This window comes from Cellulosimicrobium protaetiae, from assembly GCF_009708005.2.
Taxonomy (GTDB): domain Bacteria; phylum Actinomycetota; class Actinomycetes; order Actinomycetales; family Cellulomonadaceae; genus Cellulosimicrobium; species Cellulosimicrobium protaetiae.
The window spans coordinates 2,889,192-2,907,795 of the sequence record NZ_CP052757.1; the positions used below are offsets into that span (position 1 = coordinate 2,889,192).

At 74.7% G+C, this 18,604-nt stretch carries 18 protein-coding genes; 4 read left to right on the forward strand and 14 right to left on the reverse strand.

From position 1 onward, the window contains the following. Positions 1 to 7: 7 nt before the first annotated feature. The 3 genes from FIC82_RS12275 to FIC82_RS12285 form a co-directional block, all read right to left on the reverse strand. Positions 8 to 490 (reverse strand): hypothetical protein, encoded by a 483-nt coding sequence (locus FIC82_RS12275; protein WP_154798739.1) that lies wholly within the window; start codon positions 488 to 490, stop codon positions 8 to 10. After that, entirely contained in the window at positions 487 to 1,137 is a 651-nt protein-coding gene (locus FIC82_RS12280) for a hypothetical protein (protein WP_154798740.1), read from the reverse strand. Before FIC82_RS12280 ends, FIC82_RS12275 begins: the two co-directional genes overlap by 4 nt. Positions 1,138 to 1,236: 99 nt before the next feature. Further along, positions 1,237 to 1,683 (reverse strand): type II 3-dehydroquinate dehydratase, encoded by a 447-nt coding sequence (locus tag FIC82_RS12285; protein ID WP_154798741.1) that lies wholly within the window; start codon positions 1,681 to 1,683, stop codon positions 1,237 to 1,239. A gap of 120 nt (positions 1,684 to 1,803) precedes the next feature. Here FIC82_RS12285 and FIC82_RS12290 point away from each other — a divergent pair, with 120 nt between their 5' ends. Together FIC82_RS12290 and FIC82_RS12295 are read left to right on the forward strand one after the other, a co-directional pair. Next, positions 1,804 to 2,826, forward strand: coding sequence for an alpha/beta hydrolase (locus FIC82_RS12290; protein ID WP_253691110.1), 1,023 nt, complete (start codon positions 1,804 to 1,806; stop codon positions 2,824 to 2,826). Beyond that, positions 2,823 to 3,608, forward strand: a complete 786-nt coding sequence (locus tag FIC82_RS12295) for a glycerophosphodiester phosphodiesterase family protein (RefSeq protein ID WP_253691111.1) — start codon at positions 2,823 to 2,825, stop codon at positions 3,606 to 3,608. Before FIC82_RS12290 ends, FIC82_RS12295 begins: the two co-directional genes overlap by 4 nt. 52 nt (positions 3,609 to 3,660) lie before the next feature. On the opposite strand, the gene aroB is transcribed toward FIC82_RS12295, so the two are convergent. Genes aroB through aroC form a run of 3 tightly spaced genes read right to left on the reverse strand, consistent with a single transcriptional unit; the run spans position 3,661 to position 6,649 of the window. Next, positions 3,661 to 4,779 carry a 3-dehydroquinate synthase gene (aroB, locus tag FIC82_RS12300; protein ID WP_168732276.1) on the reverse strand — a complete coding sequence of 373 codons (1,119 nt, stop codon included), beginning with the start codon at positions 4,777 to 4,779 and terminating at the stop codon, positions 3,661 to 3,663. A gap of 59 nt (positions 4,780 to 4,838) precedes the next feature. After that, positions 4,839 to 5,432, reverse strand: a complete 594-nt coding sequence (locus tag FIC82_RS12305; protein WP_154798742.1) for a shikimate kinase — start codon at positions 5,430 to 5,432, stop codon at positions 4,839 to 4,841. Beyond that, complete coding sequence (aroC, locus tag FIC82_RS12310; protein ID WP_154798743.1) at positions 5,432 to 6,649, reverse strand: chorismate synthase; 1,218 nt, start codon at positions 6,647 to 6,649, stop codon at positions 5,432 to 5,434. The genes FIC82_RS12305 and aroC overlap by 1 nt, the downstream gene beginning before the upstream one ends. A gap of 180 nt (positions 6,650 to 6,829) precedes the next feature. Between aroC and FIC82_RS12315 the strand changes: the two genes are divergently transcribed. Then, a complete protein-coding gene (locus FIC82_RS12315) occupies positions 6,830 to 7,525 on the forward strand; it encodes a prepilin peptidase (protein ID WP_154798744.1) in 696 nt (231 codons plus the stop codon). Between the two features lie 55 nt (positions 7,526 to 7,580). On the opposite strand, the gene FIC82_RS12320 is transcribed toward FIC82_RS12315, so the two are convergent. From FIC82_RS12320 to FIC82_RS12355, 8 genes are all read right to left on the reverse strand, one after another. Beyond that, complete coding sequence (locus FIC82_RS12320) at positions 7,581 to 8,459, reverse strand: shikimate dehydrogenase (RefSeq protein ID WP_168731804.1); 879 nt, start codon at positions 8,457 to 8,459, stop codon at positions 7,581 to 7,583. After that, positions 8,456 to 9,610 carry an endolytic transglycosylase MltG gene (mltG, locus tag FIC82_RS12325; RefSeq protein WP_168731805.1) on the reverse strand — a complete coding sequence of 385 codons (1,155 nt, stop codon included), beginning with the start codon at positions 9,608 to 9,610 and terminating at the stop codon, positions 8,456 to 8,458. Before mltG ends, FIC82_RS12320 begins: the two co-directional genes overlap by 4 nt. Next, entirely contained in the window at positions 9,607 to 10,128 is a 522-nt protein-coding gene (gene ruvX / locus FIC82_RS12330; protein WP_168731806.1) for a Holliday junction resolvase RuvX, read from the reverse strand. Before ruvX ends, mltG begins: the two co-directional genes overlap by 4 nt. Continuing rightward, the gene (gene alaS / locus FIC82_RS12335) at positions 10,125 to 12,812 is read right to left on the reverse strand and encodes an alanine--tRNA ligase (protein ID WP_154798745.1); all 2,688 of its coding nucleotides are present in this window, start codon (positions 12,810 to 12,812) and stop codon (positions 10,125 to 10,127) included. Before alaS ends, ruvX begins: the two co-directional genes overlap by 4 nt. Before the next feature lie 72 nt (positions 12,813 to 12,884). Then, positions 12,885 to 13,244, reverse strand: coding sequence for a hypothetical protein (locus FIC82_RS12340; protein WP_154798746.1), 360 nt, complete (start codon positions 13,242 to 13,244; stop codon positions 12,885 to 12,887). After that, entirely contained in the window at positions 13,244 to 13,639 is a 396-nt protein-coding gene (locus tag FIC82_RS12345; RefSeq protein ID WP_154798747.1) for a DUF948 domain-containing protein, read from the reverse strand. The genes FIC82_RS12340 and FIC82_RS12345 overlap by 1 nt, the downstream gene beginning before the upstream one ends. 183 nt (positions 13,640 to 13,822) lie before the next feature. After that, entirely contained in the window at positions 13,823 to 14,449 is a 627-nt protein-coding gene (gene rpsD, locus FIC82_RS12350; RefSeq protein WP_047234514.1) for a 30S ribosomal protein S4, read from the reverse strand. Between the two features lie 194 nt (positions 14,450 to 14,643). Then, the gene (locus FIC82_RS12355; RefSeq protein ID WP_154798748.1) at positions 14,644 to 16,164 is read right to left on the reverse strand and encodes a replication-associated recombination protein A; all 1,521 of its coding nucleotides are present in this window, start codon (positions 16,162 to 16,164) and stop codon (positions 14,644 to 14,646) included. Positions 16,165 to 16,291: 127 nt separating this feature from the next. Between FIC82_RS12355 and FIC82_RS12360 the strand changes: the two genes are divergently transcribed. Next, positions 16,292 to 18,538, forward strand: a complete 2,247-nt coding sequence (locus tag FIC82_RS12360) for an MMPL family transporter (protein WP_336240034.1) — start codon at positions 16,292 to 16,294, stop codon at positions 18,536 to 18,538. Positions 18,539 to 18,604 lie beyond the last annotated feature (66 nt).

An 18,604-nucleotide genomic window follows, 5' to 3' on the forward strand; every position in this document is an offset into this window, starting at 1 on the left:
GAGCGACCTACCCCAGCGCGACGAGGACCGCGTTCGCCGCGACGCCGACGGTCGCCGCCCAGCACATCGAGGCGAGGGTCCCGATGACGAACCGCTCGGACGCGACGGGGTGCTCGCGCAGCTCCGGGTAGCGCCCGAGGCCCTTGATCGCGACGACGAAGGCGATCCCGCCGGGCTCGCCGGCGAGCAGGCAGCCCGTGATCGCGAACCGTTCGAGGATCCCGATCCACGTGCCGCCCCGCAGTGCCTTGACGGCCTCCGTGCCGATGGGCCCCGTCGCCGGCGGCGGAGGCGGCGGCACGGGGACGGTCGCAGGGTCCACGGCGCCGGCCGTGGTGCGCGGGCGCCCGGCACGACCGCGCCCCGGGTCGCCGGAGCGCGCCGCGGTACGCAGCACCCACTGCGTCACCGGCCCTCCGCCGAGCACGCTCGCCGCGAGCGCGACGACCCACACCACGACCACCAGCACGACCGTCACCGGGTCCGTCATTCCCTGCCCTCTCGCAGATCCTCCGGCGGCTCGTCCCGACGGCGAGCCGCGAGCTCGCCCAGGAGCCTCGCCACGACGGGCCGCACCGCCGCCTCCTCCGGCCACAGCGCGACGCGCAGCCGCTGGCTGACCGCCTGCTCGGACACCCCGAGCGCCCGGGCCACATCCTTCTGGGTGCCGCCCACACGCGCGAGCGTGTCGACCGCCTCCCACCCCGGCGCGGTGCGCCGGTCCACGACCGCGGCCAGGAGGCGCAGGAGCGCCTCGACCTCGGCCGCGCGTTCCAGCGGCTCGCCGCGCACGGCGACGGGGGCCGTGGCCGCGCGCGACTTGGCCTGCTCGACCGCCTCGCGCGCCCGCACGAAGGCCTCCCCCGACGCCTCGCGCGAGACGGCGGGCAGCGGCTCGTCGACGTCGCCCGCGCCGACGCCGACGCTCCAGCCGCCGTCGCGCAGCAGGTCGAGCACCACGTCGACCACCGTCACCGGGTCGTCGAGCACGCCCTGCACCTCGTCGCCCACCGTCCGGTCGAACGGGACCACGAGCCCGGGCCGCACGCGCAGGAGCGCCTCGAGGCGCGCGAGCACCTCGGGGACGCGGTCGCGGTGACCGGTGCTCCCCCGCTGGTCGACGGTGAGGACGAACATGCGATCCAGGCTATCCCCTTGATACCGCAGGATCAAGCATCCTGACTTGATGGCGAGCGGTCAAGGGTCGCGGGACGGATCGGAGCGAGGGCGGCGTCGTCAGCCGCGCAGGCGGGCCGCGAGCGCCTCGAGCGCGAGCCGGTAGGAGTCGAACCCGAAGCCCGCGATCGTGCCGGTCGCGACCGCGCCGACGACGGAGTGCGAACGGAACGCCTCGCGCGCCGCGGGGTTGCTCAGGTGGACCTCGACGAGCAGGAGCCCCGACGTCGTGACCTGTGCCGCGGCGTCACGCACGGCGTAGGAGTAGTGGGTGAACGCGGCCGGGTTGAGCACGACGTGCGCCCGCGCGTCGACGGCCTCATGGAGCCAGCCCACGAGCTCGGACTCGTCGTCGGTCTGGCGCACGTCGACCGTCAGGTCGAGCGCGCCGCCCCACGCGAGGGCGGACTCCTGGAGGTCGGCCATCGAGGCGGAGCCGTAGATCTCCGGCTCGCGCACACCGAGCCGACCGAGGTTGGGTCCGTTGAGGACCAGCACGCGTTCCATGGCGCCCGAGCCTAGCCGCGCCGTGGTCGCCCGCGCGGCGCGTGCTCGCCCGTGCCCGTCGCGAGACCCGGGTGGGTCTCTCGACGCGCGGCCCGCCGCGCCGTCGGGCACGCTGACGGGGTGAGCCTCGCCACCGTCCCCCGCACCCGCTGGGAGCCCGACGCGCTGGTCGAGGGATGGGAGACGCTCGAGCTCCCGGCACCGCGGCTGCCGGGCGTCGCCACCCCGGGCAGCGCGCGCGAGGCGGTCTCGCCGGTCCTGACGCTGGTGCGCCGCGCGCACCGACCGGCTCGCCCCGTCGGGAGCGTCGTCCTCGTCCACGGCTACAACGACTACGTCTTCCAGGACCACGTGGTCGAGTCGTTCGCCGAGGCGGGGTGGGACGCGCTGGGCGTGGACCTGCGCCGTGCGGGGCGGTCGCTGCGCGCGGGCCAGGTGCCGCACTACGTCGACGACCTGCGCGAGACGGCGGCGGACCTCGGCGTGGCCGTCGCGGCCGCACGACGGTCGCCGGGCCCGGTGGTGGTGCACGCGCACTCGACCGGTGGTCTCGTCGCGGCGCTCTGGGCGCACGCCCACCGCGGCGCGGGCGGCTGCGACGCGCTCGTGCTCGACAGCCCGTTCCTCGACCTGCGCGCGTCGTGGGTCGAGCGGACGGTGGGGACGCGGGTGATCGACGCCGTCGGTCCGTGGAGCCCGCTGACGGTGGTCAGCTCGGGGCCGTCCGCGTACACGGGACACCTGCTCGCGGAGCGCGGCGGGCGGTGGACGTTCGACACGTCGCTCAAGCGCCCGGAGGGCGTCCCGGTCCGTGCCGGGTGGCTGCGGGCGGTGCGCCAGGGGCACGCTCGGGTGGCTCGCGGGCTGGACGTCGCGTGCCCGGTGCTGGTCGCCCGGGCCGACCGCTCGGGGGCGGAGGATCCGACAGGCCCGGACCGGGAGGTGGACCTGGAGACGACCGACACCGTGCTCGACGTCGCACAGATCGCGCGGCTCGCGCCGCGGCTGGGTCGCGACGTGACGGAGCTCGTCGTTCCCGGAGCGGTGCACGACCTCACGCTGTCCGACGACGGCCCGCGCGCGACCTACCTGTCGGCCGTCCTCGGCTGGCTCGACGAGCACGTCCGCCGGGAGGCGGCGTGAGAGCGCGCGCGGACCGAGCCGGCGGGAGCTACCTCGACGCCCCGTTCGCCGCGCTCGCGCACCGCGGCTTCTCGCGCGACGGGCTGGAGAACTCGATGACGGCCTTCGCCGCGGCCCGCGACCTCGGGCTGCGGTACGTGGAGACGGACGCCCACGCGACGGCCGACGGCGTGGCCGTCGCGCTCCACGACGCGTCGCTCGACCGCACGACGGACGCGCGCGGGCTCGTCGCAGACCTCCCGTGGCGCACCGTGCGCGCGGCGCGGATCGGCGGGACGGAGCCCGTGCCCTCGTTGGAGGACGTGCTGGGCACGTGGCCGGACCTGCGCGTGAACGTCGACGTGAAGTCGGCGGCCGCGGCCGAGCCGGTCGCCCGGGCGATCGAGCGCACGCGCGCCCACGACCGCGTGTGCGTCGCGTCGTTCGCGGCGTCGCGCCGGGAGGCGACCGTGGCGCGGCTGTCGCGTCCGGTCGCGGTCTCCGGCGGGCGCGGCGCGGTGGTCGGCATGCTCCTCGCCGGTCGTGCGAGGGCCGACGCGCTGGCCCGCCGCGCGGCCCGGTCGGTCGACTGCCTGCAGGTGCCCGTGCGCGGGGGCTGGGTGCGCGTCGTCGACTCGGGGTTCGTGCGGGCGGCGCACCGGGCGGGCGTCGCCGTGCACGCGTGGACCGTGAACGACCGCGCGACGATGCACCGGCTGCTCGACCTCGGGGTCGACGGGATCGTCACCGACCGCGCGGACCTGCTCCGCGACGTGCTCCGCGCACGGGGGATGTGGGCTTGAGCGCCACGGTCCGCTGCCCGGACGCCCGGGCGCGGTCGCCGTCCGCCGCGCGTCAGAGCGCGACGGGGCCGCGTCCTACCGGCGCGTCGGCCGCGATCTCGGCGTAGGCCGCGGCGAGGAGCGTCGGGTCCGGGCCCTCGAGGCGCGTGGGCCGCGCGACGTCGTCGAGCACGACGAACCGCAGGAGGTCGCCGCGCGACTTCTTGTCGCGGCGCATCGCGGACAGGAGCTGCTCCCAGCGGTCGCCGCGGTACGTGAGCGGCAGGCCGAGCGAGCCGAGGATCGCGCGGTGCCGCTCCACGACGGCGTCGTCGAGCTTCCCCGCGAGGCGTGACAGCTCGGCCGCGAACACCATGCCGACGGACACCGCGGCGCCGTGGCGCCACTGGTAGCGCTCCGTGAGCTCGACGGCGTGCCCCAGCGTGTGCCCGTAGTTGAGGATCTCGCGCAGGCCGGCCTCCTTGAGGTCCTCCCCCACGACGCGCGCCTTGACCGCGATCGAGCGCTCGACGAGCTCCGCGACGACGGCCCACGTCTCGTCCGTGGTCGGGCGCGTGCCCCACGCGGCGAGCGCGTCGGCGTGCTCCTCGACGAGCTCGAGGATGCGCTCGTCGGCGATGAAGCCGGTCTTGACGACCTCCGCCAGGCCGGCGACGAAGTCCCAGCGCCCGAGCGACTCGAGCGCCGCGAGGTCGCACAGCACGCCCGCGGGCGGGTGGAACGACCCGACGAGGTTCTTGCCCTCGGCCGTGTTGATGCCGGTCTTGCCCCCGACGGCCGCGTCGACCATCGCGAGCAGCGTCGTCGGCACGTGCACCACGCGGATGCCGCGCAGCCACGTCGCGGCGACGAACCCGCCGAGGTCGGTCGTCGCGCCGCCACCGACGGTGACGACAGCGTCCGTGCGCGTGAAGTCCAGCTGCCCGAGCACGCCCCACAGGAACGCCGCGACCTGGGCGGTCTTCGCCTCCTCGGCGTCCGGGACCTCCGCGACGTACGCCTCGTAGCCCGACGCCTTGAGGTCCTCGTGGACCACCTCGGCGGTCGCGGCGAGCGCCGCGGGGTGCACGACGAGCACCCGGCGCACCTTCTGGCCGAGCATCGCGGGCAGCTCGCCGAGCAGGTGCTTGCCCACGACGACGTCGTACGGCTGGTCCCCCGCGACCCGCACGCGCGTCGGCGCGTCGGACCCGGTGGCGGCCTGGGTGTCGGGGTCGGGGGTCGAGTCGCTCACGCGTCCTCCTGTCGGGCCGGGGTGTCGGCGGTGCGGGTCGGCGCGGCGTCGGCCCGCGCGAGGTGGGTGCGGATCTCCTCGGCCACCTGGGCGGGCGTGCGCGCGTCGGTGACGACGTGCAGCGTCGCGACCCGCTCGTAGACGGGGCGCCGCTCCTCCATGAGGGCGGCCCACCGCGCGCGGGGGTTGCCCAGCAGGAGCGGGCGCGACTGGTTGAAGCCGACGCGCGGCGCGGCGTGCGCGAGGCTCACGTCGAGGAAGACGACGGCACCGCCCGCCGCGGCGTACGCCGCGAGGGCCGCCTGCGTGTGCTCGTCGAGCACGGCACCCCCGCCGAGGGCGAGCACGCCGTCGTGCGTGGCGAGCGCCGTCGTCACGGCCTCGCGCTCGAGCTCGCGGAAGTGCGGCTCGCCGTGGTCGACGAAGATGTCGGCGACGGGCTTGCCGGCCACCGTCTCGACGTCGGTGTCGGTGTCGCGCTGCGCGAGGCCGAGGACCTCGGCCAGGTGGCGGGAGACGGTCGACTTGCCGCTCCCGGGCGGGCCGACGAGGACGACGACCGGGCGCGTGCCCGGGGCGACGGGGGTCATCAGCGCTGCAGCTCCGGGATCGCCGCGAGGTAGGCCTCGGCGTTGCGACGGACCTCCGCGACGGAGTCGCCGCCGAACTTCTCGAGCGCCTGCTCGGCGAGCACGAGCGCGACCATCGCCTCGGCCACGACGGCCGCCGGCGGGACGGCGCACACGTCCGAGCGCTGGTGCTGAGCCTTGGCGACCTCGCCCGTGACGACGTCGACCGTCGCGAGCGCGCGCGGCACCGTCGAGATGGGCTTCATCGCCGCGCGCACGCGCACGACCTCGCCGTTCGACATGCCGCCCTCGACACCGCCCGCGCGGTTGCTCAGGCGGTGGATGCGGCCGTCGGCGCCGCGCTCGATCTCGTCGTGCGCGGCGGACCCGCGGCGGCGCGCGGTGCGGAAGCCGTCGCCGACCTCGACGCCCTTGATCGCCTGGATGCCCATGAGCACCGCGGCGAGCCGCGCGTCCAGGCGGCGGTCGCTCTGCGCGTAGGTGCCGAGCCCGGACGGGACACCGTAGGCGAGCACCTCGACGACGCCGCCGAGCGTGTCGCCCGCCTTCTGGCACTCGTCGATCTCGGCGACCATCGCGGCGGACGTGGCGGCGTCGAAGCAGCGCACGGGGTCGGCGTCGAGCGTGGCGACGTCGTCGGGCCCGGGCACGGCGGCGTCCTCGGGAACCTCGACGGGGCCGATGCCCACGACGTGCGACACGAGCCGGACGCCCAGCGCCTGCTCGAGGAACTTCGCGGCTGCCGCGCCGAGGGCGACGCGCGTCGCCGTCTCGCGCGCCGACGCACGCTCCAGCACGGGCCGCGCGTCGTCGAAGCCGTACTTGCGCATGCCCACGAGATCGGCGTGGCCGGGGCGCGGGCGCGTGAGGGGCCGGTTGCGCGCGATCTCCCGCACGTCGCCCGTGCCCGCGTCGACCTGGAGCGCCTCGGGCGGCACCGGGTCGGACGACATGACGTCGACCCACTTGGGCCACTCGGAGTTCGCGATCTCCAGCGCGAGCGGGCCCCCCTGGGTCACTCCGTGGCGCAGGCCGCCCAGGACGCGCAGCACGTCCTGCTCGAACTTCTGACGCGAACCGCGCCCGTACCCGAGGCGACGGCGCGCGAGCGCGGCCTTCACGTCGTCCGTCGTGAGCTCGACGCCCGCGGGCAGCCCGTCGAGGATCCCGACCAGCGCCTCACCGTGCGACTCACCCGAAGTCAACCAACGCAGCATGATCGCCATCCTCCCACGTCGCCGCGCGCGCCCCGGCGGGCGCCCGCAGTGCGGACCGAGGACCGGACGGGCCTCGTCCACCCCGCGCGACGGGCACGGTCCGCGCCGTCGCGGAGCCGGTCTCGGCGCCCTGTGGACGACGCCGACGCCTGGCGAGCGGGGCGCGCTACGGTGCCGCGCATGGTCGAGCAGGGGGACGGGACGACGACCGACGACGCGCCACTGCGCAGCGCCGCACCCGTACCGGGCGCTCCGGGCGTGGCCGACGACGAGCGGTCGTGGGCGCGGCGCCGGGGCGACCTCGTGGCCCGGGAGCTCCGACTCGCCGGACCGGTCGGGGTCGTCCTCGCGGTGCTCGCCGCGGCCGGCACGGCGCGGTGGTCGGGTCCGTCGTGGGCGACGCCCGCTCTCGCGCTCGTCGCGGCGGCGGGCGCGGTCGTGGCGGTGGTCGACGCACGGACGCACCGGCTGCCCGACGTGATCGTCCTGCCGACGTGGCTCGGCGCCGTCCTCCTGCTCGTCGTCGCCGCGGCCGTCGGCGACGACGGCGCCGCTCTCGTCCGCGCGCTCGCCGGCGGCGTCGTCGGCTTCGGCGCCTACGCCGCCCTGCGGATCGCGTACCCGCCGGGCCTGGGCTTCGGCGACGTGAAGCTCGCGGGGATGCTCGGCACCCCGCTCGCCTGGTTCGGGTGGGGCGAGCTCGTCGCCGGGCTGGTCCTGCCGTTCCTGCTCGGCGGGGCATGGGCGCTCGGGCTCGTCGTCCTGCGGCGGGCGCGCCGCGACACCGCCGTCCCCTTCGGCCCCTTCATGGTCGCCGGGTCGGGGCTCGCCGCCGTGCTCGGCGACGCGGCGCTCCGGGCGTACGCGGGCGCCTGACACGGCGGAACCCCGTCACCGGCACACGGTGACGTCCGCCCGCGGGCGGCGGCAGTCAGGCCGGGACGCCCAGGGCCGCCTCGAGCGCACGGTCCATGGCCTCCAGCGGGGCCACCTTGCCAGTCATGAGCCGGACCTGCTCGGCCGCCTGGTGCAGGAGCATGCGCTCACCGCCGACGACGGTGCCTCCCGCCGCGCCCCACGCCGCGGAGAGCGCCGTGGGCCGGGGGTCGTAGACGACGTCGAGCAGCACGCCCGTCACCTGCGCGCCCGCCTGGGTCAGCGCCTCGGCCACGGGGTCGGCCGCGCGCGACGGAAGGGTCGCGACGACCGCGTCGACCTGCCCGAGGCGGGGGACGAGCGCGGGCGACGAGGGGTCGAGGATATCGAAGCGCGGCTCGACGCCCATGCGGTGCGCCGCGCGCTGGAGCGTGCCCGTGCGGCCGAGCGAGCGCACCAGCACGGTCGGCGTGGTGCAGCCGAGCTCGGCGAGGGCCGCCAGCGTCGAGGCGGCGGTCGCCCCGGCGCCCAGAACGACGGCGGTCCGGGCGGACCGCTCCCCCAGCCCCTCGCGGAGCGCGGCGACGAGGCCGTGCACGTCCGTGTTCGTCCCGACGAACGTGGGCCGCCTGCCGCCCGTGGGCTGGACGACGAGCGTGTTCACCGCACCGACCACGTTCGCGAGCGGGTCGACGTGGTCGATCAGCGGGATCACCGCGTGCTTGAGGGGCATCGTCAGGCTCAGCCCGGCCCACGACGCGTCGAGCCCGTTGACCAGCGCCGAGAGCTGCTCCTCCGTCGTGTCGATCGCCTCGTACGTCCACCCGTCGAGGCCGAGCGCGTCGTACGCAGCGCGGTGCAGGACCGGGGACAGCGAGTGCGCGACGGGGTGGCCCAGGACGGCCGCCCGGCGTGGTGCGCGCGCGACGCTCACCCGCCGTTCTCCGCGAGCCACTGCCGGTACTCCTGCTTGAACTGCTCGAACTCCGCGTAGTTGTCGGTGAACTTCGTCTCGCCGGTGTCCAGGTTGACGGTCACGTACCAGAGCCACGGACCGGCAGGGGCGTTGAGCACCGCCTCCACGCTCTCGCGGCTCGGGCTCCCGATCGGGGTCGGAGGCAGCCCCTTGTGGACCCGCGAGGCGTACGGCAGATCCGGGTTCTGGAACTCCTCCGTGGTGATCTCACTCGCCTTCTTGCCGAGGCCGTACACGTCGATGGCGTCCATGCCGAGCGGCATGCCGTCGTCGAGCCGGTTGTAGATCACGCGCGCGACCATCCCGCGCTGCTCCGCCGTCTTGCCCTCCCACTCGACGATCGACGCGATCGTCAGGACCTCCTGGAAGCGCTCGGCGGGGATACCCAGCTCGGCGAGCTCGCCCGTCGTCTGCGCCACCATCCGCTGCACGATCCCCGTGGCGTTCACGTCGCCCGGTTCGAGGACGTACGTCGTCGGGTAGAGCCACCCCTCGTAGTTGCCGTTCGCCTCGGCCGGGAGCCCGGTCGCCGCGGTGTCCGCCATCGCGGCCTCGAAGTCGGTAACGGGGATCCCGGTGACGGCGGAGGACTTCTCGAGGATCTGCTTGACGGTGCTGCCCTCGGGGATGGTGATCTTCGTCTCGACGCGCGAGTCGTTCGCCACGAGGCGCGCGACCGCGTCCTTGGCGGACATGCCGAGCAGGAGGCGGTGGGTGCCCGGCTGGATCTTGCCGGCGTTCGGGTTCGCCTCGAACGCGTTCGCGAACGCCGCCGAGCTGGCCACGACGCCCGCCTCGGTGAGCGTGGCGCCCATGTCCTTCCCGGTGGAGCCGGGCTCGATGACCACGTCGACGGGGTCCGTACCCGGGCCCTCGAAGTCCTTGGCCTCGAGCGGGTTCGCGAAGCCGAAGAGGTCGGACGCGTTGTTGAGCAGGAGGTACCCGGCACCACCCACGACGAGGAGGGAGACGAGGAGCACCACGAGGGCGCGGCGACGTCGGCGCTGGCGTCGCTTCTTCGCGGCCCGGCGGGCGCGCTGGTCCGCACGCGACGAGCGCGTGGGCTGCTGCTCGCCCTGGACGGCGGGCCGATCGAACAGGTCGGTCACGGTCGGTGGTCTCCTGTCGGGTCTGCAGGCTCTCCGGCGCGCGCCCCCGCGCCCCGCTCGGCGTCGAGAGCGGATTGCAGAATGATAACGGCCGCCGCCTGGTCGACGACGCTCCGGTGCTTGCGCCCGGCGCGCCCCGAGGCGTGCAGCGCCTGGTGGGCGCTCACGGTCGTCATCCGCTCGTCGACGAGATGCACCGGCACCGGCGCGACGACGCGTGCGACCAGTCCAGCGTACGCCCGCGCCCCCTGGGCCGCGGCGCCCTCTCCCCCGGACAGGTGGCGCGGCAGGCCCACGTAGACCACCTGCGCGCCGCGCTCCTCGACCTCGACGGCGATCCGAGCGACGTCCGCCGGGACCGCGGCCCCGGGCTTCGTGTCGCGGGCGAGCGTCTCGACCGGGGTCGCGACGAGCCCGTCGGGGTCGCTCGCCGCGAGCCCGACGCGCACGCTACCCACGTCGACGCCGAGGCGCGCCCCCCGCGGGAGGGGGGCGCGCCCGCCGTCACCGGCCGTCACGCGGGCGCCGCGGCGCCGTCGCGCACGCCCTGGAGCGCGGCCGGCAGCGCGGACACGTCCGTTCCGCCGCCCTGGGCCATGTCGTCCTTGCCGCCGCCACCGCCGCCGAGCGTCTGCGCGGCGGCCTTGGCGAGCGCGCCGGCGCGCAGCCCGGCCGCGCGCGCCGAGGCGTTCGTCACGACGACCACCTGCGGGCGGTCCTTCGCGACACCGCCGACGGCCACGACCGTGGGCTCCGCCTCGCCGAGGCGACCGCGCACGTCGAGCGCGAGCGCGCGCAGGTCGTCCGCGGAGGCGACCTCACCGGCGTCGTGCACGACGACGCGCGTACCGCCCGCGAGCTCGGCGCCCGCCGCGAGCGTGCCCGCGACCGCGAGGAGCTGGGACTGTCGGAGCTGCGCGAGCTCCTTCTCCGCGTCGCGCAGGCGCGAGACGAGCGCGCCCACGCGGTCCGGCAGCTCCTCGGTCCGCACGTTGAGCAGGCCGGTGAGCTGGCCGACGAGCGCGTGCTCCTTGGCCTGGAAGCCGTACGCACCGTCACCGACGAGCGCGTCGACGCGGCGCACGCCCGAGCCGATCGACGACTCGCCGAGCAGCGTGACGAGCCCGAGCTGGCCGGTCCGCTGCACGTGCGTGCCGGCGCACAGCTCGCGCGACCAGTCGCCGCCGATCGACACCACGCGCACGACGTCGCCGTACTTCTCGCCGAACAGCGCCATGGCGCCGAGCGCCCGCGCCTCGGTGATCGGCATGAGCTGGTCCGTGACCTCGAGGTTCTCCTGGAGCTGGACGTTGACCCGCTCCTCGATCTCCGACAGCGCACCCGCGGGCACGGCCGACGAGCGGCGGAAGTCGAAGCGGATGCGGCTCGGCGCGTTCTCCGACCCGGCCTGGGTCGCGTCCTTGCCGAGCGACTCCTGCAGGGCCTTGTGGATCATGTGCGTCGCCGAGTGGGCGCGGCTGATCGCCTTGCGGCGGTCGCGGTCGATCGTCGCGGTGCCGGGGTCTCCGAGCGCCGCGGTCCCCTCGACGAGGCGGCCGCGGTGCACGGACAGGCCCTTGATCGGGCGCTGGACGTCGTCGACCTCGATGGTCGCGCCGCCGTCGAGCACGATCGTGCCGTGGTCGGCGAGCTGGCCGCCGGCCTCCGCGTAGAACGGCGTCCGGTCGAGCACGATCTCGACGTCGGCGGGCGCGGTCGCGGCGGGCGCGGGCACGCCGTCGACGAGCAGGCCCGCGACACGCACGGCGGCCGAGGACTCGGTGTACCCGAGGAACTCGACCGGGGCGGAGAGCTCGCCCGCGAGCGACTCGTAGGCGGCGGTGTCCACGCCGCCCGAGCGCTTGGCGAGCGCGTCGGCGCGGGCGCGCTGGCGCTGCTCGGTCATGAGCGCGCGGAACGCCTTCTCGTCGACCTGGACGCCCTGCTCGGCGGCCATCTCGAGCGTGAGGTCGATCGGGAAGCCGTACGTGTCGTGCAGGGCGAACGCCTGGTCGCCGCCGAGCAGCGGCACCCCGCCCGTCCCCGCGGCGGCCTTGGCCTTGGACACGGCCGTGTCGAGGATCGTCGTCCCCGAGGTGAGGGTGCGACGGAACGCGTCCTCCTCCGTGTAGGCGACGTTCGAGATGCGCTCGAAGTCGGTTGCGACCTCCGGGTACGACGGCGCCATCGCGTCACGGCTCACCGGGAGCAGCGCGGGCATCGCGCGGTCCTCGACGCCCAGCAGGCGCATGGCACGCACGGAGCGGCGCAGGAGGCGGCGCAGCACGTAGCCGCGGCCCTCGTTGGAGGGGCGCACGCCGTCGCTCATGATCATGAGCGCCGAGCGGACGTGGTCGGCCACGACGCGCATGCGCACGTCGTCCTCCTGGTTCGCGCCGTAGCGCCTGCCCGAGAGCGCCTCGGCCGCCGCGATGACGGGGAACACCTCGTCGATCTCGTAGAGGTTGTCCTTGCCCTGGAGCAGGTACGCGACGCGCTCCAGGCCCATGCCCGTGTCGATGTTCTTGCGCGCGAGCTCCGAGACGATCCGGAACTCCTCCTTCGACCTCACGTCGTCGATCGCGTACTGCATGAACACGAGGTTCCAGATCTCGAGGTAGCGGTCCTCGTCGACGACGGGGCCACCCTCCTGACCGAACTCCGGGCCGCGGTCGATGTAGATCTCCGAGCACGGCCCGGCGGGACCGGGCTGACCCGTCGACCAGTAGTTGTCCTTCTTTCCCCGGGCCTGGATGCGCTCGTCGGGCAGGCCCGCGATGCGCTTCCAGAGCTGCCGCGCCTCGTCGTCGTCGTGGTAGACGGTCACCCAGACGGTCTCCGGGTCGAACCCGTACTTGCCCTCCTCGCGCGAGCCCGTGACGAGGTCCCACGCGTAGGTGATCGCGCCTTCCTTGAAGTAGTCCCCGAACGAGAAGTTGCCGTTCATCTGGAAGAACGTGCCGTGGCGGGTCGTCTTGCCGACCTCGTCGATGTCGAGCGTGCGCACGCACTTCTGGACGCTCGTCGCACGGTCCCACGGCGGGGTCTGCTCGCCCGTCATGTACGGGATGAACGGGACCATGCCCGCGATGGTGAACAGCGTGGACGGGTCCGGGGAGACGAGCGACGCCGAGGGCACGACGGTGTGGTCGCGGTCGGCGAAGTAGTCGAGCCAGCGCTTGCGGATCTCGGCGGTGCGCATGATGTCCTTCGGGGGCAGTCGGTGGGTCGTGCGGGCGTGCGTGCGGTGGGGGCGGCGGCCTGGCCGCGCGTCCTAGAAGGAGTAACCGAGGAGGTCCTCGACGTCGTCCGTGTCGTCGAAGGGGTTCGTGTCTCCCGCGGCCGGTCGCGCGTGGCGCCCGGCCGCGCGGCGCGCTCGGACGACGTCCGGGTCCTCCTGGCCCTCGGCGAGGAGCGCCGCCATGAGCTCCTGCTCGCGCGCGTCGCGCGCGAGCGTGAACTCGGTGCGGAAGTCGCGCGCGATCTCCACGACCTTCTCGCCCAGGCCGTTGACCTGCTCGGTCGCCTGGTCCACGAGCGACGCGGGCGCGTACCGCGCGAGGATCTTCTTGCCGCGGACGACGACCACGACCGTGATCGCGACCCCGACGCCGATCCAGAAGACGCGGCGCATCAGCGCGACCCCCCGGCACGTCCGGCGTCGTCCGCCGAGCGGCGACGGCCGAACGAGCGGGCGGCGGCCTGGCGCACGCCGTAGGTGAACGCCGCGACCTTGACCAGCGGGGCGCCGAACGTCGCGGCGTACAGCCCCGTGAGCGCGGACACGTTCTCGCTCACCTGGGCGGCCGACGTCGTGATCGTGTCGACCTTGACGAGCTGGCTGTTCGTCGTGGCGACGGTCGTCGCGGCCTCGTCGAGGATCGGGACGGAGTGGTCCGTGACCTCCTTGATGCTCGCGCGCGCCTCGTCGAGCACGCGGCCGAGCTTGAGGAGCGGCACCGCGAGCAGGCCGACGAGCAGCACGAACGCGATGGCTGCGATGAGGCCGGCCACGTCTCCCAGGGACATTCTTCTCCTCCAGTGCCAGTCACGGTGCCGCGTCCACGGCTCCGCGAAACACTACCCGCACCAGGGCGGGGACCGTCGTCGGGCGCGACACGGCGACGGGTCGCCGCGGCGGGCGCACCCGGTCCGGACGCACGAACGCCTCGCTCGCCGACGAAGCGGTGAGCGAGGCGTCCGGAGCGGGGGTCAGCGAGCGTAGTACTCGACGACGAGCTGGACCTCGCACTGCACGGGGACCTCGGCGCGCTTCGGGCGACGCGTAAGGATCGCGCTCAGCTTCTCGAGCTGGACGTCCAGGTAGCCCGGGACGGCCGGGAGGACGTCGCGGTGCGCGCCCGCGGCGGCGACCTGGAACGGCGTCGTCGCCTGGCTCTTCGGCTTGACCTGGAGGGTCTGGCCGGGCTTCACGCGGAACGAGGGGCGGTCCACGATCTTGCCGTCGACGAGGATGTGGCGGTGCGTGACCGCCTGGCGCGCCTGCAGGATGGTGCGGGCGAAGCCGGCGCGCAGCACGAGCGCGTCGAGACGGGTCTCGAGGTTCTCGACGAGCGCCTCACCGGTCAGACCCTTGTCCTTGCGGGCCTCCTCGTACGCACGCGCGAGCTGCTTCTCGCGGAGCATGTACTGGGCGCGCAGACGCTGCTTCTCGCGGAGGCGGACCGCGTAGTCCGACTCGGTGCGGCGGCGGGCGCGGCCGTGCTCACCCGGGGGGTACGGGCGCTTCTCGAAGTGCTTGACGGCCTTCGGGGTGAGGGCGATGCCCAGGGCGCGGCTCAGGCGGACCTGGCGGCGCGAGCGCTTGACAGACGTCACAGCGGTATCTCATTCCTGTCGTGTGGGTACTGACGTCACACCTGGTCCCGAGGAGCCGGGTCCGGGTGCGGGACCAGCCGATGGACCACGCGCTCCTCCGAGGAAGAGGCGCAGGTCGGGGCCGAGGTCCCAGGTGGTCGCCGTGAAGGCAACCTGAGAAGTCTACCGCACCCTGGGGCGGCGGTTCCCCGCCGTCAGCGGGCGGGGTCGTCCTGGGCGAGGATGTCCCGGATGCGGCCGAGGCGGTCGGAGACCTGGCGCTCGTAGCCCCGGTCGGTCGGCGTGTAGTAGCGCGACCCGACGAGCGTGTCGGGGAGGTACTGCTGCGCGGCGACGCCGTGCGGGGCGTCGTGCGCGTACCGGTACCCGGTGCCGTGGCCGAGCTGCTTCGCGCCCGGGTAGTGCGCGTCGCGCAGGTGCGACGGGACGGACCCGGCCTTCCCGGCCCGGACGTCCGCGAGCGCCGCGTCGATCCCGAGGTAGGCGGCGTTGGACTTGGGGGCGGTCGCGAGGTGCACGACGGCCTCCGCGAGGACGATCCGCCCCTCGGGCATGCCGATGAGCTGGACGGCCTGGGCGGCGGCGACGGCGGTCTGCAGGGCGGACGGGTCCGCCATCCCGACGTCCTCCGCGGCGGCGATGACGATGCGCCGGGCGATGAAGCGCGGGTCCTCACCCGCCGCGATCATGCGCGCGAGGTAGTGCAGCGAGGCGTCGACGTCCGAGCCGCGCATCGACTTGATGAACGCGGACACGACGTCGTAGTGCTGGTCGCCGTCGCGGTCGTAGCGCACCGCGGCGACGTCGACGGCGCGTTCGACGGACTCGAGGTCGACCGGCACGGGCCCCGGGACCGCCCCGGTCGTACCGCGCGCCCCGTCACTGCGGAGGTCCGCGTCGCCGTCGGTATCGCGGTCGGTATCGCGGTCGCCGTCCGTGCCCGCATCCTCGGACGCGGTCACGGGAAGAGGGACCGGGGCGTCGGAGAGCGCGGCACCGGCCGCGGCCTCGAGGACGGTGAGGGCCTTGCGCGCGTCGCCGCCGGCGAGCCGCACGAGGTGCTCCTCCGCCTCGCCGGTCAGGACGACGAGCCCGCCCAGGCCCCGGTCGTCGGCGACGGCGCGGCGCACGAGGGCGCGGACGTCGTCGTCCCCGAGGGGCTGGAGCGTGAGCAGGAGCGAGCGCGAGAGCAGGGGCGAGTTGACGGAGAAGCTCGGGTTCTCCGTCGTCGCCGCGACGAGCGTGACCCAGCGGTTCTCGACGCTCGGCAGGAGCGCGTCCTGCTGGGACTTGGAGAAGCGGTGCACCTCGTCGATGAACAGGACGGTCTCCTCGCCGCCGGTCGCGAGGCGGCGACGGGCGTCCTCGACGACGGTGCGCACGTCCTTGACGCCCGCGGTGACGGCCGAGAGCTCGACGAAGCGGCGGCCGGACGCCGTCGCGATGAGGTAGGCGAGCGTCGTCTTGCCGGTGCCGGGCGGGCCCCAGAGGATGACGGATCCCGGCGCGGCGCGGCCGCCGGACGCGTCGGTCTCGATGAGGCGCCGCAGGGGCGAGCCCGGGACGAGCAGGTGCGCCTGGCCCGCGACCTCGTCGAGGGCGGCGGGGCGCATGCGTACGGCGAGCGGGGCTCCTGGTCCGGGTCGTGGCGTTCCCTGCGCGCCGGAGGTGGCGGCCCCGAAGAGGTCGTCGCCGAACAGGTCACCGGTGGGCATGGGCCCGAGCCTACGCACCGCCGCCCACGCGGCTCGCCACGAGCCGACCGGGGAGGTCGGGTGAAGGTCGTCCCCGAGGGCGCGGGGGATCTGACACACGGCTGGGCCGGATGGGATGCTGGCGCTCGTGTTCTCGAGCCTCGGCCGTCGCGTCGCCCGCCATCCGCGCCTCACCGTCGTCGTGTGGGTCCTCCTCACGGGCCTCGGGTTCGCGCTCGCGCTGTTCGGCGTGCACGGGGAGAGCGTGTTCGACCGGGTGACGACGGGAGCCCCGACGATCCCCGGCTCGGACAGCGAGCGCGCGACCGAGGTCCTCGCCGAGAACGACGAGGGCGGCCCCGAGATCACGCTCCTGGTGAGCGCGGTCGACCCGGCGGACGCGCAGGTCGTGGAGGCCATGACCGAGGTGAACGCGGACCTCGTGGCGGTCGAGGGCGTGGACACCGTCATCAACCCGTACGTCATCCCCGGCGGGGTCGAGGACCCGGCCGCGCAGTCGCTCGTGGCGAGCGACGGCGAGGGTTTCCTCACCGTGGTGACGCTGCGCACCGACCTCGACGCCGAGCGCACCGACGCCGTGGCTGAGCAGGTCGTCGAGCAGCTCGAGGCGGTGCCGGGCGTCCTCGCGGAGGCCGCGCCGGACGCGGCCGGGGACGCGACGGGCCTCGTGGGCTCGAACGCGCTCATCGTCGACGCGATCACCGGGCAGGTCGAGGAGGACCTCACGACGGGCGAGACGGTCGCCCTGCCGGTCGCGCTGCTCATCATGGTGCTCGTCTTCGGCGGGTTCCTCGCCGCCGCGATGCCGATGGCGGGGGCGGTCGCGTCCATCGGGACGGGCCTCGGCGTGCTCCTGGGGCTCACGTACGTGCTCGACGTCGACGCGTCCGTGGTCAACGTCGTCACCCTGCTCGGGCTCGGCCTCTCGATCGACTACGGGCTGCTCGTCGTGTCGCGGTTCCGGGAGGAGCTGCACCGGCTGATCGAGGCCGGCGACGACCCGGCGCTGCGGCGACGGCGCGGGGACGGCGTGGTGCACGCCGCGCTGATCCGGACGATGGAGACGGCGGGCCGCACGGTCGCGTTCTCGGCGCTCACGGTCGCGATCTCGATCGCCGGTCTCATGGTGTTCCGCCCCGACATCCTGCGGTCGGTCGGCGCGGGCGGCCTCGGTGTGGTCCTCGTCGCGGTCGCGACGGCCCTCACGCTCGTCCCGGCGCTGCTCGCGTTCTCGGGTCGCCGGCTCGCGAGGCCCGGGATCCTCGGCCGGGTACCCGGCCTGCGCCGCGTGCTCGCGCGGACCGCGGACGTGCAGTCCGACGAGGGCGCGTTCTCCCGCCTCGCGGCCCGGGTGCAGCGGCACCCCGTGTGGGTGCTGCTGACGACCGTCGTCGTGCTCGTGGTCCTCGCCCTGCCCATGCTCGGGCTGCACATGCGCAACTCGGGCATCGAGCTGCTCCCGCAGGGGTCGCCGCAGCGCGAGTTCGTCGACGAGCTGGCCGCGCAGTACCCGTCGAGCGAGAGCGCCCAGGTGGTCGCGGTGGTCGACGCGAGCGTCGCGGACGCGCAGGCCTGGGCCGACGAGGTGGCCGGGCTCGAGGGCGTCGAGAGCGTCGACCCGGCCGCGGCGCTCGGGCCCTACGCCGTGGTGGGCGTGCACGTCGGCACGGACGACGCGGGTGGCCCCGAGGCGGTGTCGGTCGTCCGCGAGGTGCGGGCCACCGAGCCCGGGTTCGACGTGTGGGTCACGGGGCAGGCGGCCGGGCAGGTCGACTTCCTCGACGCGCTCGGCGAGCGGGTGTGGTGGGCCGTCGGGATCGTCGTCGGCGCGACGCTCGTGCTCCTCTTCCTCATGACGGGCTCCGTCGTCGTGCCGGTCAAGGCGCTGCTGACGAACGCGCTCTCGCTCGCGGCGTCGCTCGGCGTGCTCGTGTGGGTGTTCCAGGACGGGCACCTGGAGGGCCTGCTCGACTTCTCGTCCGTCGGGGGGATCGAGACGTACGTGGTCGCACTCGTCGTCGCGTTCGCGTTCGGGCTCGCCATGGACTACGAGGTGTTCCTGCTCGCGCGCGTCAAGGAGCTCTACGACGCGGGGCACCCCAACGACGAGGCGGTGCGCCTGGGGCTCCAGCGCTCCGGCCGGATCATCACGTCGGCGGCGGCGATCATCATCGTCGTGTTCGCGGGCTTCGTCTTCGGCGACCTCCTCGTCATCAAGGAGGTCGGGTTCGCGCTCGCCGTCGCCGTGCTCATCGACGCGACGATCGTCCGCCTCCTCCTCGTCCCGGCGACGATGACGCTGCTCGGACGCTTCAACTGGTGGGCGCCGCGACCGCTGCGCTGGGTGCACCGCAAGCTCGCGATCACGCACTGATCACGGCAGACCCCGCGGACGGCACGGCGCAGGACACGCGCCGGTCGGCGCCCACGCCGACGCCGG

Bases quoted from the DNA above. Each gene is read 5' to 3' on its own strand.
- FIC82_RS12305 (WP_154798742.1), bottom strand. From the start codon at position 5,432: ATGACCCCCGTCGCCCCGGGCACGCGCCCGGTCGTCGTCCTCGTCGGC.
- aroC (WP_154798743.1), bottom strand. From the start codon at position 6,649: ATGCTGCGTTGGTTGACTTCGGGTGAGTCGCACGGTGAGGCGCTGGTC.
- FIC82_RS12280 (WP_154798740.1), bottom strand. From the start codon at position 1,137: ATGTTCGTCCTCACCGTCGACCAGCGGGGGAGCACCGGTCACCGCGAC.
- FIC82_RS12355 (WP_154798748.1), bottom strand. From the start codon at position 16,164: ATGCCCACCGGTGACCTGTTCGGCGACGACCTCTTCGGGGCCGCCACC.
- FIC82_RS12345 (WP_154798747.1), bottom strand. From the start codon at position 13,639: ATGTCCCTGGGAGACGTGGCCGGCCTCATCGCAGCCATCGCGTTCGTG.
- FIC82_RS12285 (WP_154798741.1), bottom strand. From the start codon at position 1,683: ATGGAACGCGTGCTGGTCCTCAACGGACCCAACCTCGGTCGGCTCGGT.
- alaS (WP_154798745.1), bottom strand. From the start codon at position 12,812: ATGCGCACCGCCGAGATCCGCAAGCGCTGGCTCGACTACTTCGCCGAC.
- FIC82_RS12315 (WP_154798744.1), top strand. From the start codon at position 6,830: ATGGTCGAGCAGGGGGACGGGACGACGACCGACGACGCGCCACTGCGC.
- FIC82_RS12340 (WP_154798746.1), bottom strand. From the start codon at position 13,244: ATGCGCCGCGTCTTCTGGATCGGCGTCGGGGTCGCGATCACGGTCGTG.
- FIC82_RS12275 (WP_154798739.1), bottom strand. From the start codon at position 490: ATGACGGACCCGGTGACGGTCGTGCTGGTGGTCGTGGTGTGGGTCGTC.